The following is a 26,144-nucleotide window of genomic DNA, read 5'->3' as shown; positions in this document are numbered from 1 at the left end:
TGATCGCCTTGCGGCTCCACCTGCTCGCCCTGAACCCGACCGACTCGGTGACCGACGGCTTCCTGCCCGCCGCGGCCCGGCTCGGACTCGACGTCACCATCCTCACCGACAGCGTCGAGGACCACCGCCGGGCCTACGCCCGACGGGAGTTCAGACCGCGCCTGGTCGAGTGCGACGTCCGGGACTTCCGCTCGGTGATCAGTACCGTCTCGCAACTCGGCGCCCCGGACGCGGTGTTCAGCAACAGCGACCACCTGCAGACCCAGACCGCGCTGGCCGCCGAGTACTTCGGGCTGCCCGGCAAGGACTGGCGGGCGGCGCTGCGCGCCAAGGACAAGGGCCAGTCGCGCCGCCACCTGGCACTGGCCGGCCTGGACACCGTCCGCTCCGCCGAACTGCCGCCCGGCGCCGACCCGGCGGAACTGGACGTGCCCTTCCCGTGCGTGGTCAAGCCGCGCGAGGGCGTGGCCAGCGAGGACGTCTCGCTGGTCGCCGACGCGGCCGAACTCGCCCGCCGCTGCGCGGAGGTCCGCGCGCGGCGGCCGGGGGCGGTGCTGGTCGTCGAGGAGTTCCTGGCGGGCGAGCTGCACACCCTGGAGACCCTGGGCGACGGGCACGCCCGGCACGTCCTCGGCGGGTTCCGCACCCGGCTCTCCCCGCCGCCGGACTTCGTCGAGGAGGTCCTGACCTTCGTCCCGGCCCACCCGGCCGACGTCACCGCGCAGGTGCTCGCCCAGCTCGACGCGCTCGGCGTCGGGCTCGGCGCCTGCCACACCGAGTTCGTCGTCCAGCCGGACGGCCGGGCCCGGATCATCGAGGTCAACTACCGCGCCATCGGCGACCAGTGCGACCTGATGCTGGAACGCATCCTCGGCGTCCCGTTCTTCGAACTGGTGCTGCGCGCCCACCTCGGCGAGCGGCTGCCCGCCGACCTCGGCCCGCGCGCCGACCGGCGGGCCCGCAACGAGGCGGTCCTCGCCGACCGGGCCGGCACCCTCACCGCCGCCCCCGGCCCGTACGACGCCGAGCACGACGGCGTGGAGCTCTCCTACCGGCCGGTGCGCCGGATCGGCGAGCACCACCCGCTGCACCGCACCAACCGCGACTACCTGGGCGTGGTCTGGGCCGTCGGTCCGAGCCAGCAGCGGGTGGACGCCGCCGTCGCCGAGTTCCTCGCGGCCAACCGCTGGGAGATCACCCCGTGAGCCCCGCGGAGCAGTTGACGCTGCGGGTGCTGAGCGCGCTGCTGCGCGAGGACGTGCTCGGCCTGCGCGGCGGCGCGGCCCTCGAACAGCGCGCCGACGGGCCGTGGCTGCGCAGCGGCGCCTTCGCCCTGCCGGTGGCGCCCGACGGCTTCCAGTGCGAGTACGCCGCCCGGCTGCCGCTGCTGGAGGCGGACGGCGCGCCGCTGACCGGACTCCCGGCGATCCTGGCCCGGTTGGCCGAGGAGGCCGATCCGCCGGACCGGCCGGGGCACCTGGCCTTCGCCGAGGAGTGCCGCCAGACCCTGGCCACCATGGAGCTGCACGAGGCGGTCCGCGACGGGGTGCACGACCGGCTCGCCGCGGCGCACGGCCCGGACCCGGCCCGCTGGACCGGCCCGGCCGCCTCGCTCGCCTTCGACACCCTCGCCGCCTACCTCGACCACCCGGTGTACCCCACCGCACGCGGCCGCTCCGGCCTGATGGAGCATCAACTCCGGTCGTATGCGCCGGAGTTCCATCCGTCGTTCGAGCTGCGCTGGCTGGCCGTGCCGGCCGGCGAACTGGACGTGCGGGGAACCGAGCCGCTCCCCCACTGGTGGCCGAGCGCCCGCCGCTTCGGCGTGGACGGCGCCTACCTGACCGTCCCGGTGCACCCGCTGGCCGCCGACCGGCTCCCGGACCTGCCCGGCGCGGTGCTGGCCGAGGAGCCGTACCTGGAGGTGGTGCCGACCCTGTCGATGCGCACCGTCGCGGTCTCCCGGGACCCTTCGGTCCACCTCAAACTGCCGCTGGCCACCGCCACCCTGGGCCAGCGCAACCGGCGCACCATCAAACCCGGCACCCTCGCCGACGGGGCCGCCGGGCAACTGCTGTTCCAGGCCGTCCTGGACCGCGAACCCCGGTTCGCCGGGCGGATCCTGCACGCCGACGAGCAGGGCCACGCGCAGGCCGCCGGCGAGGAACTGCTCGCCGTCCTGGTCCGGCGCCAGCCCGCCGGGCTCGACGACGCGGTCACCGTCCCGCTGGCGGCGCTGCTGGCCGTCGCACCCGGCGGGCGCCTGGTGGTCGACCACCTCGCGGACCGCTTCTACGCGGGCTCGGCCCTGGAGCTGTACCGGGAGCTCACCGGGTTGCTGGTCGACTGGCAGACCACCCTGTTCGGGTACGGCATCGCGCTGGAGTCGCACCAGCAGAACACCTCGCTGGTGCTGGACGACGAGGGCGGCCGGACCAGGCTGCGGCTGCTGTACAAGGACAACGACGGCCCCCGGGTCAACCTCGCCCGGCTCGGTGAACTCGCCCCCTACCGCAGGCTGTTCGACGACGAGCGGATCTTCGGCGACCGGGACCGGCCGCTGACCGACCTGTTCACCACCATCACCGGCCACCTGTGCACCGCCGCGCTCGCCTTCGGCCTGGCCGAGCACGGCCGCGCCCCGCTGGAGCGGACCCTCGGCCTGCTGCGCGAGACGCTCGGCTCGGCCGTCGACCGGCTCGGGCCGGCCGGCGACCCGCTGCGCGCCGACCTGCTGGAGGCCCGGCGGCTGCCGGTCAAGGCGATGGTCACCGCCGGCACCCTGCTGACCAAGGAGCGCTCGGGCGCCGCCGACGTCAACAAGCACTACACCGACGGCCCCAACTACCTGCGCGCTGCGGGGCGGCCGTGAGCACCGGCGCACTGGAACGCGGCGCCCGCGCCGTCGAGCGGCCCGGCGGCGGCCTGGACCGCCGCCAGGTCCACGGCGTGGCCGCCTGCTACTTCGTCGCCTCGTTCGCGGCGCTCGGCCTGCCGCCGTACCTGACCGAGATCCTGCCCGCCCTGGGCGACCGCGACGGGCACTGGGCCGGCCTGCTGTACGTCGTGCCGACCGTGTTCAGTGCCCTCGGCGCGCCCCTGTGGGGGCGGCTCGCGGACCGGTTCGGCCGCAAACGGCTGCTGCTGCGCGCGCAACTGGGGCTCACCGTCTCCTTCCTGCTGGCGGGCGCCGCCGACTCGCTGCCCGCCTTCACCGCCGCCCTCGTCCTGCAGGGCTTCCTCGGCGGCACGTTCGCCGCCACCAACGGCTACCTTGGGGCGGCGCTGCGCGGTCCCGACCTGTCCCGGGCGCTCACCCTGATGCAGGGCAGCGCCCGTGCCTCGCTGGTGGCCGCCCCGATCCTGGTCGGCGCGCTCTCGCCGTGGCTCCCGCCGCACCGGCAGTACCTGCTGATGGCCGTACTGCCGCTGGCGGCGGCCGTGCTGCTGGCCTTCCTGCCCGAGCCGGAGCAGCCGGCCCGCGCCGAAGCGTCCGGCGAGCGGACAGGTCCGGCGCCGGCGCGGCTGCTGCGCCTGCTCTACGCCTTCGAGTTCGCGTTCGTCTTCGCCACCATCGTCTCCTTCCCCTACCTGGTCGCACTGGTCGAGCAGCGGCTGCCCGGCGTCTCCGGCACCGTGGCGGGCGTGCTGTTCGCGCTGCCGCACCTGGTGTACCTGCTCACCGCGGGCCGGGTGCACCACCTGTTCCACCAGCGGCCGCGCAGCGGCCTGTTCGCCTCCTTCGCGCTGGTCGGCCTCGGCCTCGCCGGGCACGGCGCCGCCCACACGCTGCCCGCCCTCGTCCTCGCCCGGACGGTCCTGGGCGCCGGCCTGACGCTCGGCCTGGTCTGCCTGTCCGTGCTCGCCGCGGCCGCCGCCGAAGGGCGGGCCCCGGGGCGGATGTTCGGCACCCTGGAGCTGGTCTCCAAGGGCGGCGCGGTCGCCGCGGGCGCGGTGGCCGCCGTCGTCAACGGCGCCTTCGGCCCGACCGCCCCCGTGCTCGCCGGCACCGCCGCGGCCGCCCTCGCCGCCGCCCTCGTCCTCCTGACCCGCTGGAGCCCCCGATGACCACGAAGACCGACCGCCGGCCGACGTCGGCGGGCCCGGACGCCCTGCCCGCCGCCGACGACGCCGTCGCCCACACCCTGCTCAACTGCCTGCTGCGCGAGGTCTCCGGGCCCGAGCACCAGACCGCCGTCGCGGACGGCACCCTGCTGCTGCGCCTGCCGCGTCGCGGGGTGCTGCTGCGGGTCGCGCTGCGCCGCACCTCGCTGCTCGGCGCGCACCGCTTCACCGGCCCGGTCGGCGAGCAGGTCCCTGGCGGCTGGCGGGAGTTGGGCTGGCGCGAGCTGGCCGAGCACGTCCGCGCCGAACTGGCCCTGCGCACCGGTGTCGCCAACGAGGAGTTCCTCGACCAGGTCGCCTCCAGCCACCGGGTGGTGGCCGCCGCGCTCGCCGGGCGCCCGGCCCCCGGCGGCGACCGGTACCTGGAGTCGGAGCAGGCGTTGCTCTTCGGCCACCGCTTCCACCCGGCGCCCAAGTCCCGCTCCGCGCAACGCGGTTCCTGGTCCGACTACGCCCCCGAGGCCCGCGCCGCGTTCCGCCTGCGGCACCTCGCCGTGCGCACCGGGTACGTCGCGCAGGACACCGCCGACCCGGCCGCGCTCGCCCGCCTGGACGCGCTGCGCCCGGTGCCGGACGGCTACACCCTGCTGCCCGCCCACCCCTGGCAGTACCGGCTGCTGGCCGACCACTCGCTGTTCACCGCCGCCCTGGCCCGCGGCGACGTGCTCGACCTCGGCGAGGGCGGCGCCCCGTACGCGGCCACCGCCTCGGTGCGCACCCTCTACGGCGAGGGCGCGTTCCTGAAGTTCAGCCTGAACGTGCGGATCACCAACTGCCTGCGCAAGAACTCCGCGTACGAGCTGACCGGCGCCGTCACCCTCACCCGGCTGCTCGCCGAGCCCCTCGCCGACCTGGCCCGCCGCTTCCCCGGCACCGCGGTGCTGCGCGAGCCCGCGTTCCGCACGCTGGCGCTGCCCGGCCCGGACGGCACGCCGGACCTCGCCCTGTACGAGGGGTTCGGGCTGATCGTGCGCGAGGGCCTGGACGGAGTCGTCCGCCCCGGCCTGACCCCGCTGCTGGCCGGGGCCGTCGCCGACGAGTACCCGACCAGCTCGGCCCAGATCGGCGCGCTGCCCGCCGGGCTGGACGCCGCGGCCGCCCGCGACTGGTGGGCCGCCTACCTGCGGCTGGTCGTCCCGCCGGTGCTCGCCGCGTACTTCGACCACGGGGTCGTCCTCGAACCGCACCTGCAGAACGTGCTGATCTGCGTGGACGGCCGGGGCCGGCCCGCCCAGGTGCTCTTCCGCGACCTGGAGGGCACCAAGCTGCTGCCCGAGCACCACGCCGACGCCCTCGCCGCGCTGCCCGCCGGAACCGCCGGCCCGATGACGTACGACGCACAGCGCGGCTGGGACCGCGTCGTGTACTGCCTGGTCGTCAACCACCTCGCCGAGCTGCTCGCCGCCCTCGCCGACCGGCACCCCCACCTGGAGGCCGCCCTGTGGGCGGACGTCCGGGCCGTGCTGGCGGAGTACGCCGCCGCGCACGGCTGCCCGCCCCGGCTGGCCGCGCTGCTCGCCGGCGTCCCGCTGCCCGCGAAGGCCAACCTGCTCACCCGGTGGAGCCGCCGCCCGGACCGCGAGGCGGGCTACGTCCCGCTGGCCTCGCCGCTGTCGATCCCGGCCGCGGCCTGCGCCCCCGTCTCCCCCGCCCCCTCCCCCTCCGTGCAGGAGCGCCCGTGAACGTCCAGACGACGGCCGCCGGGCTGAGCGAACTTCCGGCCTACCTCTACGACCTGGCGGCGCTGCGGGCGCACGTCCGGCGGGTCCGGGCCGCGCTGCCCGGGCGGGTCGAGCTGTACTACGCCGCCAAGGCCAACCCGGAAGTCCCGGTCCTGGCCGCGTTGCACGGCCTGGTGGACGGCTACGAGGTCTCCTCCGGCGGCGAGTTGGCGCACGTGCACGCCGCCGTGCCGGACGCGCCGCTGGCGTTCGGCGGCCCGGGCAAGTCCCCGGAGGAGATCGCCGCCGCGCTCCGGCTGCCCGCCGTCCACCGGTGGCACGTGGAGAGCGAACGCGAACTGCACGCGCTGGCCGCGGCCGCCGCGACCGCCGCCCGCCCGGTGGACGTGCTGCTGCGGGTCAACCTCCCGGTCGGCGGCGGCGCCCTGGACGGCGTCGCCCTCGCGATGGGCGGCCGCCCCACCCCGTTCGGCCTGGACCCCGAGCGGGTCGAGCGCTGCCTGTCCCTGCTCGCCTCCCCCGGCTTCGCCCACCTGCGGCTGCGCGGCATCCACGCCCACCTGGCCAGCGGCCTGTCCGCCGTCGAGCACCTGCGCGTCGCCGAACGGATCGTCACCTGGTCGGCCGCCCTCGCCGTCCGCCACCGCCTGGCCCTCGACGAGGTGAACGTCGGCGGCGGCATGGCCGTCGACTACGACGACCCCGACGCCCGGTTCGACTGGCCCGCCTTCGGCCGGGGCCTGGCCGACCTGCTCGCCCGCCACCCGTCCCTGAGGCTGCGCATCGAACCGGGCCGCGCCCTGACCGCCCACTGCGGCTGGTACGCCACCGAGGTCCTGGACGTGAAGCACAGCCACGGCGAGGACTTCGCGGTCGTCCGCGGCGGCACCCACCACCTGCGCACCCCCGCCACCCGGGGGCACTCGCAGCCCTTCACCGTCCTGCCCGTGGACCACTGGCCGCACCCCTGGCCGCGCCCCGGCGTGACCGACGTCCCCGTCACCGTCTCCGGCCAACTCTGCACCCCCAAGGACGTCCTCGCCGCCCGCACCCCCGTGGCGGCCCTGCGCGCCGGCGACCGCCTGCTGTTCGCGATGGCCGGCGCCTACGCCTGGAACATCTCGCACCACGAGTTCCTGATGCACCCCCGCCCGGCGTTCCACTACCTCCCCGACGAGACGCCCGACCACCCGGCGCGGGCTCCCTGACGCCCCCGGCCGGCCGTGGGGCCGGGGGCGCCGGAGGTGCGGGCGCGCGCACGCGGGGTGCCGGTGGCAGGCGGCCGGTTCAGTCGCCGCGGGCCCGGGTGCACCGGCGGGCGAAGTCGAGCGTGCGGAGGTAGCAGTCCCGGACCTCCTCGTCGTCCAGGCCCACCCAGAGGTGGTTGCCGCCCGCGATCAGGCGCAGCTCCGGCTGGTGTCCGTGCTCCCGCAGGGCCTCCGCGAGGCGGACGGACTGGCGGGCGGGCACCAGGGCGTCGTCCGTTCCGTGCAGCAGCAGGAACGGCGGCGCGCCGGGGCCCGCGTGCGAGACCGGGCTGGCGGCGCGCGCGGCCTCCCGCTCGCGGCCGGGAGGGCCGCCGAGCAGGAGCGCCTCGCGCGAGCAGGGGTCGTCGGCGTGGTGGCGGCCCTCCCCGGGGAGGTCCTCGCCGAGGTTCGGCAGGTCGGTCGGGGCGTACCAGGTCACGCAGCCCGTGATCGTGGCGCTCGCCCCGGGCGCGGGCGACGACAGCGCGGCGAGGGCCGCGAGGTGCCCTCCCGCGGACTCGCCCCACAGCACGGTCCTGGCGGTGTCCAGGCCCAGTTCGCCGGCGCGGGCGTGGAGCCAGGCGAGCGCCGCGGCGAGGTCGTCGCTCTGCGCGGGGTAGCGGGCCTCGCCGCTGAGGCGGTACTGCGGGCAGGCCACGCCGAAGCCCTGCTGCGCCAGCCGGGCGAAGGGTCCCGGCTCCCAGTCCCGGAACCTCGGCCCCGGATCGTCCTTGCGGCCCGCCCGCCAGCCCCCGCCGTGCACGAACACGACGACGGGGACGGGCTGCGCGGCGGCGGTCTCGGGCAGCCACAGGTCCACCGTCAGGGGGCGCCCGCCCTCCGGCACCCGGTAGACCGCGTCGCGCAGCAGCCGGACGCCCTCCGCCGGCCGGACCGGACGGGGCAGCGGGAGCGCGGCCGGGTCGGGCGGCGACAGCAGGTGGAACGGAAAGGGCGCGGGGCGGCTCTCCGGCATGGTCGGTCCTTCCCTGTTCGCTGGGCGGGGTTCACTGGACGAGAGAAGAGGCGGGTGGCGCCGGACGGGCGCGGACGGGCGCGGACGGGCGGGTGCGGATGAAGAAAAACGGCCGCGCGGCGCCGCTCATCCGAGGGAGCGCCACCGGTGGTCGGGCAGGAAGGTCACGTCGTACTGCTGCGGCACGGTGCCGAACTTGTGCGGCTCGGGCACGAAGGGGGCGGCCGGCAGTCCGATCGCGTCGGTGGGCGTCCCCAGGTTCTCGAAGAACCGCTCGAAGGTGCCGCCGGGGCCGGCCGCCACGCCGACGATCCTGCTGTGGTGGCGCTCGATGCGGTAGGCGTGCGGGCAGTTCTTCGGTACGAACCCGAAGTCCCCGCTGGTGAGCAGCTGGTCGCGCTGCTCGCCCTCGGCGTCCTCCACGAACAGGCGGACCGCGCCGTCCGTGACGAAGAAGACCTCGTAGGTGTCCGCGTGCGAGTGCGCCGGGATCACGTCGCCCTTCGGCCCTTCGCAGGTGAAGAAGTTGAAGGTGTTCTCGGTCTGCTCGCCCCCGGCGTAGATGGTGAAGACGTCCGTGAACAGCTGGGCGCGGTCCCCCATGCCCTTCTCGATGAAGTACGGCTTTCCCGCTCCCGGCGGGATGTGGGAGCGCTCGCGGTGGCGGGTGGAGAACTGGATGGTCATCATGACCCCTTCTTGCCGGTGACCACTTTCTTTCCGGTGACCGCTCGGGCGGTTCGCGACCCGCGGAGCGCCTCCCAACCTAGGCCCGGTGGGCGGGGCGGACGGCATACACTCGGCCGCACCATGAAGAAAAACGGACACACTGCTTCCGGGCCGCGGCAGTACGGCCCGCCGGCGGTCCCGTACCGTCCCTCGCCCGGCATGCCCCCCGGCCTGAACGTCGCCGGGCTGCGCGAGCTCGCCGCCCCGTCCGGCCCCTCCCCGCCGCTGCCGGCCCTGCCCGCCCGCCCCGCCTTCCACCTGCTCGTCGCGGTGCGCGCCGGCACCCTGTCGTGCTCGCTCGACTTCACCGAGTACACCGCCGGGCCCGGGGACTGGCTCTGGATCCGGCCCGGCCAGGTACTGGACTCGATGGAGGTCGCCCCGGACGGCGACGGGACGGCGCTGATCTTCCCCGCCGGTTTCCTCGGCGAGGTCGCCCACCGCGCGATCCGCGAGGCCGAACACGCGCCGTCCCGCCTCGTCGCGCCCGGCGCACCGCGCCAGGAGACCCTGCTGCGGCTGCTCGACGCCCTGGTCGAGGAGTACGGGGACCTGCCCGGCCTGGCCCTGGAGTCCTACGTGGAGACCCTGCGCAGCCTCCTCTCGGTGATCGTCATGCGGCTGGCCCACCTCGTCGGCCCGGGCGGGCAGGGCCGGTCGGGCACCGACGAACTGTTCGACAGGTTCCGCCGCGCCGTCGAGGAGGACTTCACCCGCACCCACCGGCTGGAGAGCTACGCCGCCCGGCTCGGCTACAGCCCGCGCACCCTCACCCGTGCGACCAGGCAGGCGCTGGGGTGCGGGGCGAAGCAGTACATCGACGACCGCGTCCTGCTGGAGGCGAAACGCCTGCTGATCTACACCTCGCTCCCGCAGAGCACCATCGGCAAACGCGTCGGCTTCACCCACCCGACCGCCTTCAGCGCCTTCTTCCGCCACCGCACCGGCATGACACCCACCGAGTTCCGCACCCTGACCCGGGCCTGACCCCGGCCCGGCCGGTCGGCCGGAGCGCCGATCAGTGCGTACGGGGAGCACCGTGCCGCCGGGGACCCGCGGGTCCCCGGCGACGCCGCGGCGTTACTCCTTGTTGAGGGAGGTGTTGTTCCACCAGCCCTGTCGGCCGACGGTGAAGGAGACCGCGCGGTCGCCGGTCCTCCCCTCGTAGCGGGTGCCGGGGGTCAGCGGGCTCTTCGGGGCGGCGCCGTGCGGGTCCTTGACCGCCAGGACGACCGTCTCCGTGGCGGAGCCGGGCCGGAGGCCCTGGGGGTCGACGGTGGTGATCACCTCGTCCCAGTTCGGGGCGCCGGCCAACTGGTGGGCGAGGTGGACCTCGTCGTCCTGGCCGAAGGAGAGCTCGGTCACGAAGTCGGGGTAATCGGAGCCGGGTTCGAGCGGCCGGTAGTGGGCGACGTCCTCCTTGCGGCTGGTGACGTCGACGGCGTCGAGGATCGGGGTGAAGGTCCGCTCGCCCGCGGAGTTGACGGTGACCCGCTCCAGTTCCACCTCCAGCGAGGTCCGGGTGCCCTCGACGAGCTCGCTCAGCGGCCAGTGGCCCTCGGTGAACAGCGAGTAGTAGACCTGCTGGTTCTCGTGCGCGGCCAGGTCGGCCAGGTACCTCTCGCGCAGGGTGTCGGGCAGCCCGAACCTGGTGATCAGCTGGAAGGCGTGGATCGGGACGTGGTACAGGCCCAGGTGGTAGCTGAAGATCGTCTTCTTGCCGATCAGCAGGAAGCGGTGGCCGTGCCGGTCGGCGGCGTCGGCGCTGACGGTGTCGGCGAGGGGTTCGGTGCTCATGCGGGGACCTCCTGGTGGGTTCGGGTGTGTCGGCGCTGCCAGAACGGCCGGTCGGGCCAGCGCTGTTCGGCGGCGTAGTGGGTCCGGTGGTTGCGCAGGTAGAGGGCGTGGACCTGGTCGACGGCGCGCGCGTGGCCCGCGAGGGCGGCCGGGTCGCCGTCCAGGTGGGCGTGCACGGCCCGGCCGGCGCTCAGGCCGGTGAACAGGGCGGTGAGGATGCCCTGCGAGGACAGCGGGTCGAACGCGAGGGCGGCGTCCCCGGCGGCGGTCCAGCCCTCGCCGTGGACGGTGTCGAGGCGGGCGGTGTGGGCGGGCGCGCGCCGGGGCGCGGCGCCCGGGGGCCACGGGTGGGCGTCCGCGAGGGGTCCGATGTGCCGGGTGGCGGCCAGGCCGGCCGGTAGGGCGGTCCGGGCGGCGGGCAGGTCGGCGTCGGTGTACCAGGCGAGCAGGCGGCGGCCCGCGGGCAGCGGTGCGGTGTACCACCAGCCGTCCCGGACCGCCTCGACCGTGGTGGTGGTGTCGGCGGGGCGCGCGGCGGGGCCGAGGGTGAGGTGGACGGCCAGCAGCCGGTCGCGGACCAGCCGGCGCGCCCCGCAGGCGGTGGCGACGGCGGCCCGGCGGCCGGTGGCGTCCACGATCCACCGGCAGCGGACCGTCTCCCGGCCGCCCAGCCCGACCGTCCACCCGCCGTCGGCCGTGCGGTCCAGCGGGCGGACCGCCGACCCGGTGGCGAGCACGGCACCCTGTTCCCGGGCCCGGGCGCGCAGTTGACGGTCGAACGACTGCCGGTCGAGGTGCCAGCCGTGGCCGTGCGGATCGAGGATGCTGTCCGTCGACCCCAGCGCCGGACCTCCCCACGCGGAGCGGTTGGCCAGGCACGGCAGGTGGCCGTCGGCCAGGACGCCGTCGGCGCCCAGGTCGCGCAGCAGGACGCGGGCGGCGGCGGGCAGCGCCTCGCCGACCGGGGCCGGGCCGCGCCCGGCGTCGGCCAGCAGCACCGTCCGGCCCGCCCGGACCAGGGCGAGGGCGGCGGCCGCACCCGCCGGACCGCCGCCCGCCACGACCACGTCGACGCGGGGGGCGCGGGCCCCGGCGGGTGCGGCCGGGCTCACGCGCCGCCGTCCGCGGGACGGGCGCCGCCGCCGTTGGCGGACTCCTCGCCGAACGGGTCGAGCTTGTCGATGTAGCCGACCGTGACCTCCTCCGCGCTGTAGCCGGTCCGTTCGACGACGTCCCCGAGCACGCCGCTGTAGGCGGCGGTGTCCAGCGCGGTGGCCTCCGGGACGTGCACGGTCACCAGGTTGCGGTCCGGCGAGACGCCCTCCAGCGGGAAGCCCGGCTCGGACTCGACCTGGACGGTCTCGGGGAACTTCCCGTCGCCGACCGTGTAGCGGCGGGTCTCCACGATGCCGAAGTGGTGCCACTCCTCGACCGCCTGGGCGAGCTGCTCCCGGTACTCGCCGCGCAGGCCGCGCAGCCAGGAGGCCCGGCGGGCGAACGCGTCCAGCCGCTCGTCCTCCGAACCGCCGCCGCCTTCCTCGTTGACGATCCGGAAGTCCTCCTCGGTGAGCACGTGATTGGGCACCCGGGCCGGCCAGAAGGTCGGCAGGTGCGGGTCGTAGCGGCCCTTGGGCAGGGCGTTGGACTCGTAGCCGGAGCGGCAGCTGGCGGTGTCGGTCTGCCACGGGATCGCCATCCAGCGGGTCAGCCCGCCGGGCGGCTGGGCGTGCAGCGGGCCGTCCGCGCCGAGGGCCCGCTCGGCGCTCAGCTGCGGGCCGTAGTCGGGCTCGGGGTCGTTCTCGGCGCGGTGCAGGATGCGGAAGGGCTCCTGGTACATGCTGGTATGCCGGATCGGCCAGGTGACCTCGCAGCCGGGGTGGAAGGCGTCGGCCAGGCAGAAGTCCAGGGCGGCGCGGTCCAGCAGGCCGGGCTGCTCGGCGAGGGGTGCGTCCTCGATCCGGCTCGGGAAGTCTGGCACCGCGGCGGTGCTGAACTCCCCGTTCGCCCACTTCTCCAGCTGCTCGATCTGGGTGTCGGACAGCGTCATGTACTGCAGTTTCGACTTGGGCCTGCTGGCCATGCCGTCGCCGTAGAACCACGGCCAGGGCTGCGGGGAGAGCCCGTCGCGCTCGTAGTCGCGCATCGCGGTGAACACCTGGCGGCGCAGCTCGCGGTTGCGCTCGGCCTTGCCGGCCAGGCGCTCCAGCAGGGCGGGGGCCGTGAAGTCCTCGGGGCCGCCGAAGCCGTGGTGGGTGGCGTAGCCCTTGTTGACCCACTGGAGTTCGCAGAAGCGCTGCAGGATCGGCTTGATGTCCCGTTCGAACACCACCTCCTCGCCCGCTCCGACCGGCCGCTCGGGCCGGAAGACGTCGTGCAGCAGGTCCCACAGGGTGCGCGGGGTCTTCACGTCGGGGGCGAAGTTGGGCGGGCCGACCACCACCCAGGCGCCCTTGACCTCGACGGGCCTGCCGTTCAGTTCCAGGGTCGCGGTGACCGGGCCGTCGGAGGTGTCGTCGTACCAGCCGTCGTTGTTGCCGAAGGAGACCAGCGGGTCGTTGCCGGGCGAGGCGGAGGTGCCGCTGCCGCCGAGGACGACCAGCCGCCCGTCCTCGTCGGCCTGCATCCGGCCCAGCGGGACGGGGACGCCGAAGCAGCTGCCGCCGGTGAACTCCACCGCCTCCTTGCTGCCGGGGACGAGGGTCTTGCGGCCGGGGTCGATGATCAGGTGCGCGCGGTCCGCGTCGCCGGTCTTGCCGTTGCGGCGCAGCGACGCCTTGCCCCGCATGTCGGGGATGTCGAGGGCGAGGTCGAAGTTGTACCAGGCGGCCTTGCGGTTGGCCACGTGCACGGTCCACTCGACCTCGACCCCGGCCTCGGAGGGCTTCAGCTCCTTCACCACGCGGTGCTGGGCGTCGTAGCCGTAGATCCGGAACCGGGCGGCCTGGCGCTTGATCGCGCCGGCGGCGTCCTTGTAGAAGCCGACCGGCGCCGGTTCGGGCGCGGGCGTCTCGGGGCCGTAGAACCAGCCGTCCTCGGCGGTGCTGTTGCCGACGCGGGCCACCCCGATCGCGGGGTGGATCTTGGCGTAGGCGATCTCGTCCGTCATGGGTCGCGCTGTCCTTTCGTGGGTGGGCGGGAAGGGAGCCGCGAGCCGTCGGCGGGCCGCCCCGTTGCGCTGCGCTCCCCTCGCACCCGGACGGTCGTGCGTGAACGACCGGTTGGACGACAGCACGCCGCGGCCACCCCTACGGCTATCAGCGGCGGGCCTCACAACCCGTCACCGACTACGCGATGTCACCCCAATGGGCGGCGTGCCGGAGCGCGGGCGGCCTCCGCGCCACCCGGGCACGCCGGGGCTCCCCCGCCTCGATCGGCGCGCCGATTCCCATATGCAGAAAGGGAATCGGCGAACCGGGATCTCGCCACGCGGGGCTCGCCCGGATTCCGGCGTCCCGGCGGGAGGCCCGGGCCGCCCAGGGCTGCGGCCGTGGCAACGGAGAGTGGTGCGCACACGCTCCACCACCGTCCGCGACCCGCCCCGGAGCGGTACCACGGCAAGGACGTCCGGCGCGGGCACGCCGCCGCCTTCTTCGGCATTCCCGGCGCCGCTCCTCGGGGTCGGTCAGCTCTCGGTGGTGAACCGGTAGACCGTGGTGGAGCGGTACTCCTCCCCCGGGCGCAGGACGGTGGAGGGGTAGTCGGGCCGGTTCGGGGAGTCGGGGAAGTGCTGGGTCTCCAGGGCGACGCCCGCGTACGCGCGGTAGGGGCGGCCGGAGCGGCCGGTGACCGAGCCGTCGAAGAGGTTGCCGCTGTAGACCTGCAGGCCGGGCTCGGTGGTGCGGCACTCCAGGCGGCGGCCGCTGGCCGGGTCGGTGAGGACGGCGGCGGTCCGCAGGCCGGTGCCGTCCAGGACCCAGTTGTGGTCGTAGCCGGAGCCGGCCGGGCCGAGCTGCGGGTGGGGCAGGGCGAACCGGTCGCCGAGCGTGCGGGGTTCGCGGAGGTCGAAGGGGGTGCCGGCGACGGGTTCGACCGGGCCGAGCGGGATCAGTTCGTCGTCGACGGGGAGGTAGCCGGAGGCGTCCACGCGCAGCAGGTGGTCGAGGACGGTGCCGTTGCCCTCGCCGGCGAGGTTGAAGTAGGCGTGGTTGGTGAGGTTGACGACGGTGGGCGCGTCGGTGGTGGCCCGGTACTCGATGGTCAGCTCGCCGTGGGCGTCGAGCAGGTAGCCGACTTCGGCGGTGAGCGCGCCGGGGAAGCCCTGGTCGCCGTCGGGGCTGTGCAGGCGCAGGCGGACGCCGACCCGGTCCGCTTCCCGGACGGGTTCGCCGTCCCACAGCCGGGTGGCGTAGCCGTCGGGTCCGCCGTGCAGGGTGTGGCCGGTGTCCTGGGTGGCGAGGCGGTGGACGGTGCCGTCGAGGGGCAGCAGGCCGCGGGCCACGCGGTTGGCGTAGCGGCCGACGGTGGCACCGAAGTAGGCGGCGGGGCCGAGCAGTTCGGCGACGTGTCCGGCGCCGAGGACGACGTTGGCGCGGTGTCCGTCCCGGTCGGGGGCGTGCAGGGCTTCGAGGCGGGCGCCGAGGTCGAGGACCTCCGCCGTGACGCCGCCGGGGGCGCCGAACGTCCAGCGGGTGATCCGCCGGCCATCGGGGAGGGGCGCCGTCTCGGTCTGGGTGACCCTCAGTCGGGCGGGTGCTTCTGAGGACACGGGGGGCTCCGTTCGGTGTGCGGGCATCAGGGGGATCGCAGCGCGGACGGCCGGGTGGACGGCCGACCGGGCGGGGAAAGGGGACGACGCCCGCCGGGTGGCGGGCGTCGTCGTTCCGGGTGCGGTCGCTCCCGGGCGGGTGTTCCGGCGGTTGTTCCGGCGGACGGTCAGAGGCGTTGGGCGAGGCGGTGGTAGGCCTGGTTCCAGCGCAGTTCGCGGGTGAAGGCGCGCATGGTGGTGTCGGCGTCGATGACGACGAGTTCGGTGGCGAGCATCTCGGCGAGGTCGTCGAGGTGTTCGGTGGTGAGGGCGCTGGACAGGACGGTGTGGTGGGGGCCGCCGGCGGTCAGCCACGCCTCGGTGGAGGTGCGCAGGTTCGGCCGGGGCTGCCAGACGGCGCGGGCGACGGGCAGGTGGGGCAGCGGTTCGGCGGGGTCGACGACGTCGATCTCGTTGGCGACCAGGCGGAAGCGCTCGCCGAGGTCGGCCAGGCCGACGACGACGGCCGGTCCGGGGGCGGCGTCGAAGACCAGGCGGACGGGGTCCTCGCGGCCGCCGATGGACAGCGGGTGGATCTCGCAGGACGGGGTGGCGGAGGCGATGGTCGGGCAGACCTCCAGCATGTGCGCGCCCAGGATCAACTCCCGTCCGGGCTCCAGGTGGTAGGTGTAGTCCTCCATGAAGGAGGTGCCGCCGTCCAGACCGGTGGCGACCGTCTTGAGGGTGCGCAGCAGGACGGAGGTCTTCCAGTCGCCTTCGCCGCCGAAGCCGTAGCCGTCGGCCATCAGGCGCTGCACGGCCAGGCCGGGGAGCTGGCGCAGGCCGCCGAGGTCCTCGAAGTTGGTGGTGAAGGCGCCGAAGCCGCCGTCGGTGAGGAAGTGGCGCAGGCCGAGTTCGATCCGGGCGGCGTAGCGCAGGGATTCGTGCCGCTCGCCGCCGGTGCGCAGTTCGGGGGCCAGGCGGTAGAGCTCCTCGTACTCGGTGACGAGCTTGTCGACGTCCGCGTCGGCGGTGTTGTCGACGGCGGCGGTCAGGTCGTTGACGCCGTAGGTGTTGACGGAGACGCCGAAGCGCAGTTGGGCTTCGACCTTGTCGCCTTCGGTGACGGCGACGTCGCGCATGTTGTCGCCGAAGCGGGCGAGCTTGAGGCCGGCGAGGTCGGCACGGCCGGCGGCGGCGCGGGACCAGGCGGCGATCCGGTGGGCGACGGCGGGGTCGCTGACGTGGCCGGCGACGGTCTTGCGGGCGACGCCGAGGCGGGACTGGATGTAGCCGAACTCGCGGTCGCCGTGGGCGGCCTGGTTCAGGTTCATGAAGTCCATGTCGATGGTGGCCCAGGGCAGGTCGCGGTTGGCCTGGGTGTGCAGGTGCAGCAGCGGCTTGCGCAGCGCGTCCAGGCCGGAGATCCACATCTTCGCCGGGGAGAAGGTGTGCATCCAGGCGATCAGGCCCACGCAGGCGTCGTCGGCGTTGGCCTCCAGGCACACCCGGCGGATCGCGTCGGCGTCGGTCAGGACGGGCTTCCAGATCAGGCGCACGGGCAGGCCGGTGCGGGCGAGCTGGTTGATGACCTGCTGCGACTGCTCGGCGACCTGCTGCAGCGTGTCGGGGCCGTAGAGGCCCTGGCTCCCGGTGAGGAACCAGATCTCGCGTCCGGTGAAAACCTCGGTCACTGGTGGTACTCCTTCACTGGGCAGCGGGACGCTGGCCGTAGACGTTCTGGTAGCGGTAGTTGAGGCGGTCGATGTCCGCCTGCGCGATGGGCAGCGGCTCACCGAGCTGGCGCGAGAGGTGGACGGTGCGGGCGACGTCCTCGCACATCACGGCGGCCTTGACCGCGGCCCGGGCGTCCTTGCCGATGGTGAACACACCGTGGCTCTTCATCAAGACCGCCGGCGAGCGGTGCCCGTCCAGGGTCTCGACGATGCCGCGGCCGATCGAGTCGTCGCCGATCAGCGCGAACGGCCCGACGGGGATCTCCGCGCCGAACTCGTCGGCCATCGCCGTCAGCACGCACGGCACCGCCTCACCGCGCGCCGCCCACGCACTGGCGTAGGTGGAGTGGGTGTGCACCACACCCCCGACGTCCGCGCGGTGGCGGTAGACGTAGGCGTGCGCGGCGGTGTCGGAGGACGGCGCGTGCTCACCCTCCACCACGTTGCCGTCCAGGTCGCACAGGATCATGTTCTGCGGCGTCAGCTCGTCGTAGGAGACGCCGCTGGGCTTGATGACCAGCAGGTCCTCACCGGGCACGCGGGCGGAGACGTTGCCCGCCGTCCACACGACCAGGCCGTAGCGGACCAGCTCCTGGTGCAGGTCGCAGACCTGACGGCGCAGCAGGTCGATGGTGTCGCTCATAGGGGTGTCAGTCCTCGTTGTCGTGGCTGAGGGCGGTGTTGCGCAGGCGGCGCAGGCGGTGCAGCAGCAGGTCGCCTCCGGTGCCGAAGTGGTCGTGCAGCAGGCGGTACTCGGCGTAGAGCGCGTCGTAGGCGTCGGCGCGCTCCGCGTCGGGCAGGTAGGCGTGGCGCTGGAGGCGGCCCATCGCGGCGGAGGCGGCCCGCACGTCCGGGTAGGCGCCGGCGGCGACGGCGGCGTGGATCGCCGAGCCCAGCGCCGGGCCCTGCTCGGAGACGGCCAGCGAGACCGGGCGGCGCAGCACGTCCGCGTAGATCTGCATCAGCAGGGCGTTCTTCTTCAGTCCGCCGGTGACGACGAACTCGCTCACGGGGACGCCGCCGCTCTCCAGGGCCTCGACGATGGTGCGGGTGCCGTAGGCGGTCGCCTCCAGCAGCGCCCGGTAGACGTCCTCGGGGGTGGTGGCCAGGGTCAGCCCGGCGATCACACCGGACAGGTGGTGGTCGACCAGGGTGGAGCGGTTGCCGTTCATCCAGTCCAGCGCCACCAGGCCGTGCGCGCCGACCCGCTGCGCGGCGGCCTTGCGGGTCAGCAGCTGGTGGGCGTCCTCGCCGTTGGCCTCGGCCTCGGCGAGGTAGTCGGCGGGCAGGCCCTGGCGCAGCCACCAGGCGAAGATGTCGCCCACCGCGCTCTGCCCGGCCTCGTAGCCCCAGGCGCCCTCGGCGATGCCGCCGTCGACGACCCCGCAGATGCCCGGGACGTCGGCCAGAACCGGGCCGTTGACGACGTGGCAGGTCGAGGTGCCCATGATCGCCAGCAGCCTGCCGTTGTCCACGGCCTGCGCGGCGGGCGCGGCCACGTGCGCGTCCACGTTCCCCGCCGCGACCGCGATGCCCTGCGGCAGGCCCGTCCAGGCGGCCGCCTCGGCCGTCAGCGAACCGACCCGCGAGCCCAGCGGCGCCAGACCCTTCGGGTGCTCCAGACGGGTGCGGGCGAAGTCCGCGAAGTCGGGGTGCAGGGCGGCCAGGTACTCCTCGGACGGGTAACCGCCGTCCTGGAAGATCCCCTTGTAGCCGGCGGTGCAGGTGTTGCGGGACTCGGCGCCGGTCAGCTGCCACACGATCCAGTCCGCCGCCTCGATCCACCGCTCGCACGCCGCGTAGACCTGCGGGTCCTCCTCCAGCACCTGCAACGCCTTGGCGTACTGCCACTCGGCGGAGATCTTCCCGCCGTAACGGCCGATCCACTTCTCGCCACGGGCGTGCGCCAGCGCGTTGATCCGGTCCGCCTGGCCCTGCGCGGCGTGGTGCTTCCACAACTTCGGCCAGGCGTGCGGACGCCCGGCCCACTCGGGCACCTCGGCCAGCGGGGTGCCGTCGGCCAGGGCCGGCAGCACCGTGCAGGCGGTGAAGTCGGTGGCGATGCCGACCACGCGGGACGGGTCGACCCCGGCGGCCGCCAGCGCCGCCGGCACCGCGACCCGCAGCACCTCGCGCCAGTCCTCGGGATGCTGCAGCGCCCAGTCCGGAGGCAACCGGCGGCCCGTCCCGGGCAGCCGGTCCTCGATCACGGCGTGCGGGTAGACGTGCACGCCGGTGCCGAGTTCCTCACCGTCACCGGTGCGGACCACGACCGCGCGCCCCGACAGGGTGCCGAAGTCCACGCCGACGACGTAGCTCTCCGGCTCGTTCGCCCGGTCGTGGTGGGGAGTCAAGCTCACTGTCTCTTCCTTGGCATGGGGTGGGGGCGTGGACGGTGGGGTTGGCGGCCGCCGGCGGTTCCGCGTCCTTGCGGGCCGGCGGCCGGCCTGGTCCCGTCGTCGCCTGTTGGGAGGGCGGACGGGAGCCGCGCGGGCCGCCCGGCGAAGCGGGGGGCCGGACGGTCCGGCGGGGTTTCGGGCGGCGCCCGCCCGGGCCCCGCGGCGCGGGTGCGGGGCCCGGGCGGGGCGTCAGCGACGGCGGGCGGTGATCAGGCGCTGCAGGACGATGAAGACGAACAGCAGGGCGCCGATGACGATCCGGGTCCACCAGGAGCTGAGGGTGCCCTGGAAGCTGATCACGGTCTGGATCAGGCCGAGCACGAGCACGCCGAGCAGGGTGCCCAGCAGGTAGCCGGAGCCGCCGGTCAGCAGGGTGCCGCCGATGACGACCGCGGCGATCGCGTCGAGTTCCAGGCCCACCGCGTGCAGGCCGTAGCCGGAGAGCATGTAGAAGGTGAGCAGGACGCCGCCGAGCGCCGAGCAGAAGCCGCTGATCGCGTAGACCGTGGTCTTGGTGCGCTGCACCGGCAGGCCCATCAGCAGCGCGGACTGCTCGCTCCCGCCGAGCGCGTACACGTTGCGGCCCAGCCGGGTGTAGTGCAGGACCACGAACGCGACGGCGACCACCAGCAGGGCGATCAGCGCGCTCGGCGAGACGAACAGGCTGCCGAGCGGGATGCGGGTCTGCGCCATGGCGGTGTACTGCGGGTCGGTGATGGAGATCGACTCGACGCTGATGGTGTAGCACAGGCCGCGGGCCAGGAACATGCCGGCCAGGGTGACGATGAACGGCTGGATCTCGAAGACGTGGATGATCCAGCCCATCAGCCAGCCGCCGGCGGTGCCCATCAGCAGGACCAGCGGGATCACCAGCAGCGGCGGCCAGCCGTGCTGTTCGACCAGCCAGGCGGAGACCATGGTGGACAGCGCCACCACCGCGCCGACCGACAGGTCGATGCCGCCGGTCAGCACGACGAAGGTCATGCCGACCGCGACGACCAGCAGGAAGGCGTTGTCGATCAGCAGGTTGAGCACGACCTGGCCGGAGAAGAAGCCTTCGTACTGCACCGAGCCGACGCTGAACATCGACACCAGCAGGACCGCGGTGACCAGCAGCGGGATCTGCCCGCGCAGGCGGGTCAGCAGGGCGTGGGCGTTCATGCGCCGACCTCCCGGTTGGTGGGGGCCGCGGTGTGCGACCGGGTGGTGCGCCGGGTACGGGCGCCGCGGGCGGCGAACTTGGCGCGGAAGACGGGCGACTGGATCAGGCAGACCACGATCACCACGAACGCCTTGAACACCAGGGTGGTCTCCGGCGGGATGCCGATGGTGTAGACGGTGGTGGAGAGGGTCTGGATGATGAGGGCGCCCAGGACGGTGCCGCCGATCGAGAACCGGCCGCCGTTGAGCGAGGTCCCGCCGAGCACGACCGCGAGGATGGCGTCGAGCTCGATCCACAGCCCGGCGTTGTTGCCGTCGGCGGCCGAGACGTTGGAGGAGACCATCAGGCCGGCCAGCGCCGCGCACAGCGCGCTGAACACGTAGACCAGGGCGACCAGGCGCATCGCCCGGATGCCGACCAGCCGGCTGGCCACCGGGTTGCCGCCGACGGACTCCAGCAGCAGGCCGAGGGCGGTGGAGCGGGTCAGCAGCACGGTGGCCAGCACCACCAGGGCGCTGAGCAGGATCGCGAACGGCATGGTCAGCCAGTAGCCGCCGCCGATCATCTTGTACGGGTCGCTGGTGACGGTGATGATCTGGCCGTCGGTGATCAGCTGGGCCACGCCGCGGCCGGCGACCATCAGGATCAGGGTGGCGATGATCGGCTGGACGCCGGCCTTGGCCACCAGCAGGCCGTTGACGGCGCCGAGCACCAGGGCGGTGCCCAGCGCGATGCCGAGGGCGGTCAGCACGGTGGCGAGGCTGCCCGGGTCGGTGGACTCGCTGATGTGCAGGCAGGCCAGGGCGCCGGAGATCGCGACGGTGGAGCCGACCGAGAGGTCGATGCCGCCGGTGGCGATCACCAGGGTCATGCCCAGGGAGACCAGGATCAGCGGGGCGCCGAAGTGCAGGATGTCGATCAGGGAGCCGTAGAGGTGGCCGCCCCGGAGGTGGAGGGCGAAGAAGTCGGGGGTGAAGGCGAGGTTCGCGAGCAGCAGCACGACCAGCACCACGGCCGGCCAGAACAGCCGCGACCGGGTCACCGCCCTCACCGGGCTCGTCGCCGTTGCCGTGCTCATTGGTCCGCTCCGCTCGCGATGGTGGCCATGACGCGCTCCGGGGTGAGCTCGCCGTCGTTGTCGAGCTGGGCGACCATCCGGTGGTCGCGCAGCACGCCGATCCGGTGGCTGAGCCGCAGCACCTCCTCCAGTTCGGCGGAGATGAACAGCACCGCCATGCCGTCCTCGGCGAGGTTCGCCACCAGCTTCTGGATCTCGGCCTTGGCGCCGACGTCGATGCCGCGGGTGGGTTCGTCGAGGATCAGCAGCTTCGGGTCGGTGATCAGCCAGCGGGCGAGCAGCACCTTCTGCTGGTTGCCGCCGCTGAGGTTGCGCACCAGCGCCTCGGGGTTGTTGGGGCGGATGTCCAGGGCGCGGATCCAGCGCAGCGCGTACGCGTCCTGCGCCGCGCGCGGCAGCGGGCGCATCCAGCCGCGGGAGGCCTGCAGGGCCAGCACGATGTTCTCGCGGACGGTGAGTTCGCCGACCAGGCCCTCGGTCTTGCGGTTCTCCGAGCAGAACGCGATGCCGTGGGCGATCGCGTCGCGCGGGCTGCGCAGCGCGGTCACGGCGCCCTCGATCCGCAGCGTGCCGCCGTCGCTCTGGTCGGCGCCGAACAGCAGCCGGGCGGCCTCGGTGCGTCCGGAGCCGAGCAGCCCGGCCAGGCCGATCACTTCGCCGGGCCGGATGTCCAGGTCGTACGGTTCGACGGCGCCCCGCCTGGTCAGCCGGTCGGCCTGCAGGAACGCCTTGCCGGTCGGCGCGGTGCGTTCGCGCCGCTTGCCGCCGCCGAGCTGGTGGAGTCCGGCGAGTTCGGCGCCGATCATCCGGGAGACGAGTTCGACCTGGTTCAGTTCGCTGGTCAGGTACTCGCCCTCCAGCCGGCCGTTGCGCAGCACGGTCATCCGGTCGCAGATCTCGTAGATCTGGTCGAGGAAGTGCGAGACGAACAGGATCGCCACGCCCTGGTCGCGCAGCCGCCGCATGACGGCGAAGAGCTGGCGCACCTCGTCGCGGTCCAGGCTGGAGGTCGGCTCGTCCAGGATCAGGACCTTGGCGGAGACGTCGACCGCGCGGACGATGGCCACCAGTTGCTGGACGGCGATGGAGTAGCTGTTCAGCGGGGCGCTGACGTCGACGTCCAGGTCCAGTTCGCGGACCAGTTCGGCGGCCCGGCGGCGCATCGCCGCCCAGTCGACCAGGCCGAACCGGCGGGGTTCGCGGCCGATGAAGATGTTCTCCGCCACCGACAGGTTGGGGCAGAGGTTCACCTCCTGGTAGACCGTGCTGATGCCGGCCTGCTGGGCCTGCAACGGCCCGGCGATCCGCACCCGCTCGCCGGCCAGCACGACCTCGCCGCCGTCCGACTGGTAGACGCCGGTGAGCACCTTGATCAGCGTGGACTTCCCGGCGCCGTTCTCCCCCATCAGGGCGTGCACCTCGCCGGGGAAGAGCCGGAAGTCGACCCCGTCCAGCGCCACCACCCCGGGGAACTCCTTGCGGATCCCCCGGACTTCCAGGACCGGTTGCTGCCGCACCCCGGTTCTCCTCTCGTGTCTCCCGGGCCGGGCCGCCCGCGGGCGGCCCGGCCCGGCCGTGCGGGGCCGGACCTCAGGGGCGGCCCCGCACGGCGGGGTGGGTCAGTACTGGCGGTTGGGGAGGGCTGCGGCGGCCTGCTCGGGGGTGAAGGTGCCCTCCTCGGTCTTGATCCGGCGCGGCACGCTCTCACCCGCCTTGACCTTCTTCACCAGTTCCATCAGCTGGTCGCCGAGCAGCGGGTTGCACTCGACGTCGTAGTTGATCTTGCCCTGGCTCATCGCGGTGAAGGCGTCCTTGACGCCGTCGACGGAGACGATCTTGATGTCGGTGCCGGGCTTCTTGCCGGCCTCCTCGATCGCCTGGATCGCGCCGAGCGCCATGTCGTCGTTGTGCGCGTACAGCACGTCGATCTTCGGCTGGGACTTCAGGAAGGCCTGCATGACCTCCTTGCCCTTGGCGCGGGTGAAGTCGCCGGTCTGCGAGGCGACCACCTTGAACTTCGGCTCGCCCTTGACGGCGTCCGCGAAGCCGGACTTGCGGTCGTTGGCGGGCGCGGAGCCGGTGGTGCCCTCCAGCTGGACGATGTTCACGTCGCCGCTGGTGGCCGCGTACTCCTTGACCAGCCAGTCGCCGGCCTTCTTGCCCTCCTCGACGAAGTCGGAACCGAGGAAGGAGACGTACAGCGACTCGTCCTTGGAGTCGACCGCGCGGTCGGTCAGGATGACCGGGATGTGCGCGTCCTTGGCCTCCTTCAGGACGGTGTCCCAGCCCGACTCGACCACCGGCGAGAAGGCGATCACGTCGACCTTCTGCTGGATGAACGAGCGGATCGCCTTGATCTGGTTCTCCTGCTTCTGCTGCGCGTCGGAGAACTTCAGCTCGACGCCGGCCTTCTTCGCCGACTCCTGGATCGACTTGGTGTTGGCGGTGCGCCAACCGCTCTCGGCGCCGACCTGGGAGAAGCCCACGACGAGCTTGTGGCCGGAACCCTTGTCGGCGGAGCCTGAACCACCGCCGGAACCGCACGCGGTGAGGACGGCGACCATCGCGCCGGCGACCAGGGCCGCCGCAGCTCTCTTGGACATGTGGGGAATTCCTCTCGGGATCGTCGATCGCACGGACGGCAGCACCGGCCGGCGTTCACGGGGTGGGGCGAGACGACCGGGCCGGGGCGCGACCGGGGAAGGCGCACCATCTCGTCCGTGTGAACGCGGTGTGGCGGCGCCGTTTCGCTTGAGGGAGATTGTTAGCGCTCACATTCGTGGTCGACAAGCCAAGTCACCGCCTGTTACCCAATCTTGACCGGGGCTCGGCCTGCCCGGAGCCGACGGCGGACCCCCTTTCCGCAGTTCGCGGGGAGTGCACGCCACCGCCCCCGCCCGCACCCCGCCCCGACCGCCCGGAACGGCCGTCGGCGGCCGTGCGCCGCCTTCCTTGACACCTCTCCCCCGCCGGTGCTTTTCTCCGTCCCACGAGCCGCTCCCCTTCCTGTTGTGAGCGCTAACGGAGATCATCCGGCTGCGGCGCGTGAGCCCAGGGCACCAGCCACGGCGAGACGGTCCGGGCGGGCAGTGACCAGACGCTGGCCGTCAACCCCTGCAACCTCCAGTACGTCCACCGGGGGCCGGACCCGGCCGCCACCGGCGACCACCTCCAACTCCCCTACCGCACGGGCCTGCCGACGCAGACCAACCGCACCTGCTGAACCCCGTCCGGCGCCCCTCGGGCCCGGTCGCCGAGCGCGGCCGGGCCCGGTTGTGAGCGCGAACAAACGGAACGGGTACTCTTCTGAAGCACCGGCGCGTGACGTCACCACCGCTCTCCCCGCACCGCACGGGGCGGACCGGCCGCCCGGCGCACGTCCGCGGTCGGCGAGGGAGTGGAACGTTGGGGACCGAAACGGCCGGCCCGGAGGCACGGCAGCCCGTGATGGCGGACGTCGCGAAACTGGCGGGGGTGTCCCACCAGACGGTGTCACGGGTCCTCAACGGCGCCCCGCACGTCCGCCCCGGCACCCGGGACCGGGTGCTCGCCGCCATCCGGGAACTCGACTACCGTCCCAACTCGGCGGCCCGGGCCCTGGTCACCCGCCGCTCGCAGACCCTCGGCGTGGTCAGCTTCGAGTCCACCCTGTACGGGCCCGCCTCGATGCTGGACGGCATCGAGCGCGCCGCCCGCAGCGCCGGGTACTTCGTCAGCGTCGCCAGCCTGCGCTCGCTGGACACCCGCTCCGTCCAGGAGGCCGTCGACCGGCTCCGCGACCAGGGCGTCGAGGGGATCGTGGTGATCGCGCCGCAGACCTCGGCCGTCAGCGCCGTCGCCAAGGTCTCCAGCTCGGTGCCGGTGGTGGCGGTCGGCTCCGGCGCCCGCTCCAGCATCCCGACGGTCACGGTCGACAACCGCTCCGGCGCGGAGGCCGCCACCCGGCAGCTGCTCGACCTCGGCCACCGCACCGTCCACCACCTGGCGGGCCCGGCCGGCTGGTTGGAGAGCCAGGACCGCCAGGAGGGCTGGCGCCGCGCCCTGAAGGCCGCCGACGCCCGGGTGCCGACCCTGGCGGCCGGCGACTGGAGCTCCCGATCCGGGTACGAGGCGGGGCAGCGGATCGCCCTGCTCACCGACGTCACCGCGGTCTTCTGCGCCAACGACCACATGGCCCTCGGGCTGCTGCGCGCCCTGCACGAGGCCGGCCGCTCGGTGCCGGGCGACATCAGCGTGGTCGGCTTCGACGACATCCCCGAGGCCGCCTACTTCATCCCGCCGCTCACCACCGTCCGGCAGGACTTCGGCGAGCTCGGCCGCCGCGCCCTGGAACTGCTGGTGGCCGAACTCGGCGGCAGCGACCACCCGATCAGCCGGATCCGGATCGCCCCCGAGATGGTCCTGCGCCGCAGCGCGGGGCCCGCGCGGCGCGCCTGACCGCTCCGCGCGTCGACCCTGACCGCTCCGCGCCGCCCCCGGGCGAGCCCGTCGTGGGCCGCTCCGGTCCGGTGCTGCCGTACCCCTGGACG

General features: G+C 74.0%; 20 protein-coding genes. 7 read left to right on the top strand and 13 right to left on the bottom strand.

Annotation, left to right across the window (positions count from 1 at the left end; genetic code table 11):
- Nucleotides 1–8 precede the first annotated feature (8 nt).
- Genes OO48_RS21075 through OO48_RS21055 form a run of 5 tightly spaced genes read left to right on the top strand, consistent with a single transcriptional unit; the run spans nucleotide 9 to nucleotide 7,015 of the window.
- Nucleotides 9–1,205 (top strand): ATP-grasp domain-containing protein, encoded by a 1,197-nt coding sequence (locus tag OO48_RS21075; RefSeq protein ID WP_033218594.1) that lies wholly within the window; start codon nucleotides 9–11, stop codon nucleotides 1,203–1,205.
- Nucleotides 1,202–2,872, top strand: a complete 1,671-nt coding sequence (locus tag OO48_RS21070) for an IucA/IucC family protein (protein ID WP_063830714.1) — start codon at nucleotides 1,202–1,204, stop codon at nucleotides 2,870–2,872. Before OO48_RS21075 ends, OO48_RS21070 begins: the two co-directional genes overlap by 4 nt.
- Nucleotides 2,869–4,068 (top strand): MFS transporter, encoded by a 1,200-nt coding sequence (locus OO48_RS21065; RefSeq protein WP_081952267.1) that lies wholly within the window; start codon nucleotides 2,869–2,871, stop codon nucleotides 4,066–4,068. The genes OO48_RS21070 and OO48_RS21065 overlap by 4 nt, the downstream gene beginning before the upstream one ends.
- Nucleotides 4,065–5,807 (top strand): IucA/IucC family protein, encoded by a 1,743-nt coding sequence (locus tag OO48_RS21060; RefSeq protein ID WP_051732381.1) that lies wholly within the window; start codon nucleotides 4,065–4,067, stop codon nucleotides 5,805–5,807. The genes OO48_RS21065 and OO48_RS21060 overlap by 4 nt, the downstream gene beginning before the upstream one ends.
- Entirely contained in the window at nucleotides 5,804–7,015 is a 1,212-nt protein-coding gene (locus OO48_RS21055) for a type III PLP-dependent enzyme (protein ID WP_033218593.1), read from the top strand. The genes OO48_RS21060 and OO48_RS21055 overlap by 4 nt, the downstream gene beginning before the upstream one ends.
- Before the next feature lie 79 nt (nucleotides 7,016–7,094).
- Here the strand turns inward: OO48_RS21055 and OO48_RS21050 are convergent, their stop codons facing one another.
- Both OO48_RS21050 and OO48_RS21045 read right to left on the bottom strand, forming a co-directional pair.
- Nucleotides 7,095–8,030 carry an alpha/beta hydrolase gene (locus OO48_RS21050; protein WP_033218592.1) on the bottom strand — a complete coding sequence of 312 codons (936 nt, stop codon included), beginning with the start codon at nucleotides 8,028–8,030 and terminating at the stop codon, nucleotides 7,095–7,097.
- A gap of 126 nt (nucleotides 8,031–8,156) precedes the next feature.
- A complete protein-coding gene (locus OO48_RS21045) occupies nucleotides 8,157–8,717 on the bottom strand; it encodes a quercetin 2,3-dioxygenase (RefSeq protein WP_033218624.1) in 561 nt (186 codons plus the stop codon).
- Between the two features lie 201 nt (nucleotides 8,718–8,918).
- Here OO48_RS21045 and OO48_RS21040 point away from each other — a divergent pair, with 201 nt between their 5' ends.
- Entirely contained in the window at nucleotides 8,919–9,746 is an 828-nt protein-coding gene (locus OO48_RS21040) for a helix-turn-helix transcriptional regulator (RefSeq protein ID WP_167346463.1), read from the top strand.
- Between the two features lie 93 nt (nucleotides 9,747–9,839).
- Here OO48_RS21040 and OO48_RS21035 read toward each other — a convergent pair whose 3' ends face one another.
- From OO48_RS21035 to OO48_RS20985, 11 genes are all read right to left on the bottom strand, one after another.
- Nucleotides 9,840–10,556 carry a hypothetical protein gene (locus OO48_RS21035; RefSeq protein WP_033218590.1) on the bottom strand — a complete coding sequence of 239 codons (717 nt, stop codon included), beginning with the start codon at nucleotides 10,554–10,556 and terminating at the stop codon, nucleotides 9,840–9,842.
- Nucleotides 10,553–11,668: a tryptophan 7-halogenase gene (locus tag OO48_RS21030; RefSeq protein ID WP_033218587.1), complete on the bottom strand. Its 1,116-nt coding sequence runs from the start codon at nucleotides 11,666–11,668 to the stop codon at nucleotides 10,553–10,555. Before OO48_RS21030 ends, OO48_RS21035 begins: the two co-directional genes overlap by 4 nt.
- The gene (locus OO48_RS21025; protein ID WP_033218586.1) at nucleotides 11,665–13,662 is read right to left on the bottom strand and encodes a LodA/GoxA family CTQ-dependent oxidase; all 1,998 of its coding nucleotides are present in this window, start codon (nucleotides 13,660–13,662) and stop codon (nucleotides 11,665–11,667) included. Before OO48_RS21025 ends, OO48_RS21030 begins: the two co-directional genes overlap by 4 nt.
- A 516-nt stretch (nucleotides 13,663–14,178) precedes the next feature.
- Nucleotides 14,179–15,261: an aldose epimerase family protein gene (locus OO48_RS21020; RefSeq protein ID WP_033218585.1), complete on the bottom strand. Its 1,083-nt coding sequence runs from the start codon at nucleotides 15,259–15,261 to the stop codon at nucleotides 14,179–14,181.
- 167 nt (nucleotides 15,262–15,428) lie between these two features.
- Nucleotides 15,429–16,934 carry an L-arabinose isomerase gene (gene araA / locus OO48_RS21015; RefSeq protein ID WP_033218584.1) on the bottom strand — a complete coding sequence of 502 codons (1,506 nt, stop codon included), beginning with the start codon at nucleotides 16,932–16,934 and terminating at the stop codon, nucleotides 15,429–15,431.
- A gap of 13 nt (nucleotides 16,935–16,947) precedes the next feature.
- The gene (locus OO48_RS21010; RefSeq protein ID WP_033218582.1) at nucleotides 16,948–17,619 is read right to left on the bottom strand and encodes an L-ribulose-5-phosphate 4-epimerase; all 672 of its coding nucleotides are present in this window, start codon (nucleotides 17,617–17,619) and stop codon (nucleotides 16,948–16,950) included.
- Nucleotides 17,620–17,626: 7 nt separating this feature from the next.
- Nucleotides 17,627–19,330 carry a ribulokinase gene (locus OO48_RS21005; protein WP_051732386.1) on the bottom strand — a complete coding sequence of 568 codons (1,704 nt, stop codon included), beginning with the start codon at nucleotides 19,328–19,330 and terminating at the stop codon, nucleotides 17,627–17,629.
- Between the two features lie 234 nt (nucleotides 19,331–19,564).
- Nucleotides 19,565–20,536 carry a galactofuranose ABC transporter, permease protein YjfF gene (yjfF, locus tag OO48_RS21000; protein WP_209439522.1) on the bottom strand — a complete coding sequence of 324 codons (972 nt, stop codon included), beginning with the start codon at nucleotides 20,534–20,536 and terminating at the stop codon, nucleotides 19,565–19,567.
- On the bottom strand, nucleotides 20,533–21,615 hold the full coding sequence (locus OO48_RS20995; protein WP_033218580.1) for an ABC transporter permease: 1,083 nt from the start codon (nucleotides 21,613–21,615) through the stop codon (nucleotides 20,533–20,535). The genes yjfF and OO48_RS20995 overlap by 4 nt, the downstream gene beginning before the upstream one ends.
- Complete coding sequence (locus OO48_RS20990; protein ID WP_033218578.1) at nucleotides 21,612–23,132, bottom strand: sugar ABC transporter ATP-binding protein; 1,521 nt, start codon at nucleotides 23,130–23,132, stop codon at nucleotides 21,612–21,614. The genes OO48_RS20995 and OO48_RS20990 overlap by 4 nt, the downstream gene beginning before the upstream one ends.
- Before the next feature lie 102 nt (nucleotides 23,133–23,234).
- Nucleotides 23,235–24,218 carry an ABC transporter substrate-binding protein gene (locus tag OO48_RS20985; RefSeq protein ID WP_033218577.1) on the bottom strand — a complete coding sequence of 328 codons (984 nt, stop codon included), beginning with the start codon at nucleotides 24,216–24,218 and terminating at the stop codon, nucleotides 23,235–23,237.
- A gap of 844 nt (nucleotides 24,219–25,062) precedes the next feature.
- Here OO48_RS20985 and OO48_RS20980 point away from each other — a divergent pair.
- Nucleotides 25,063–26,052 carry a LacI family DNA-binding transcriptional regulator gene (locus OO48_RS20980; protein WP_051732380.1) on the top strand — a complete coding sequence of 330 codons (990 nt, stop codon included), beginning with the start codon at nucleotides 25,063–25,065 and terminating at the stop codon, nucleotides 26,050–26,052.
- Nucleotides 26,053–26,144 lie beyond the last annotated feature (92 nt).

Origin of the sequence: Kitasatospora phosalacinea (assembly GCF_000716545.1) — a bacterium.
Classification (GTDB): Bacteria; Actinomycetota; Actinomycetes; order Streptomycetales; family Streptomycetaceae; genus Kitasatospora; species Kitasatospora phosalacinea.
The sequence above is the reverse complement of the archived record's forward strand: the minus strand, read 5'-3'. Positions and strand labels throughout refer to the sequence as shown.

Excerpts from the sequence above, each read along its gene's own strand:
- OO48_RS21060 (WP_051732381.1), top strand. The coding sequence starts at position 4,065 with ATGACCACGAAGACCGACCGCCGGCCGACGTCGGCGGGCCCGGACGCC.
- OO48_RS21050 (WP_033218592.1), bottom strand. The coding sequence starts at position 8,030 with ATGCCGGAGAGCCGCCCCGCGCCCTTTCCGTTCCACCTGCTGTCGCCG.
- OO48_RS21045 (WP_033218624.1), bottom strand. The coding sequence starts at position 8,717 with ATGACCATCCAGTTCTCCACCCGCCACCGCGAGCGCTCCCACATCCCG.
- OO48_RS21040 (WP_167346463.1), top strand. The coding sequence starts at position 8,919 with ATGCCCCCCGGCCTGAACGTCGCCGGGCTGCGCGAGCTCGCCGCCCCG.
- OO48_RS21035 (WP_033218590.1), bottom strand. The coding sequence starts at position 10,556 with ATGAGCACCGAACCCCTCGCCGACACCGTCAGCGCCGACGCCGCCGAC.
- OO48_RS21025 (WP_033218586.1), bottom strand. The coding sequence starts at position 13,662 with ATGACGGACGAGATCGCCTACGCCAAGATCCACCCCGCGATCGGGGTG.
- OO48_RS21010 (WP_033218582.1), bottom strand. The coding sequence starts at position 17,619 with ATGAGCGACACCATCGACCTGCTGCGCCGTCAGGTCTGCGACCTGCAC.
- yjfF (WP_209439522.1), bottom strand. The coding sequence starts at position 20,536 with ATGAACGCCCACGCCCTGCTGACCCGCCTGCGCGGGCAGATCCCGCTG.
- OO48_RS20995 (WP_033218580.1), bottom strand. The coding sequence starts at position 21,615 with ATGAGCACGGCAACGGCGACGAGCCCGGTGAGGGCGGTGACCCGGTCG.
- OO48_RS20985 (WP_033218577.1), bottom strand. The coding sequence starts at position 24,218 with ATGTCCAAGAGAGCTGCGGCGGCCCTGGTCGCCGGCGCGATGGTCGCC.
- OO48_RS20980 (WP_051732380.1), top strand. The coding sequence starts at position 25,063 with ATGGCGGACGTCGCGAAACTGGCGGGGGTGTCCCACCAGACGGTGTCA.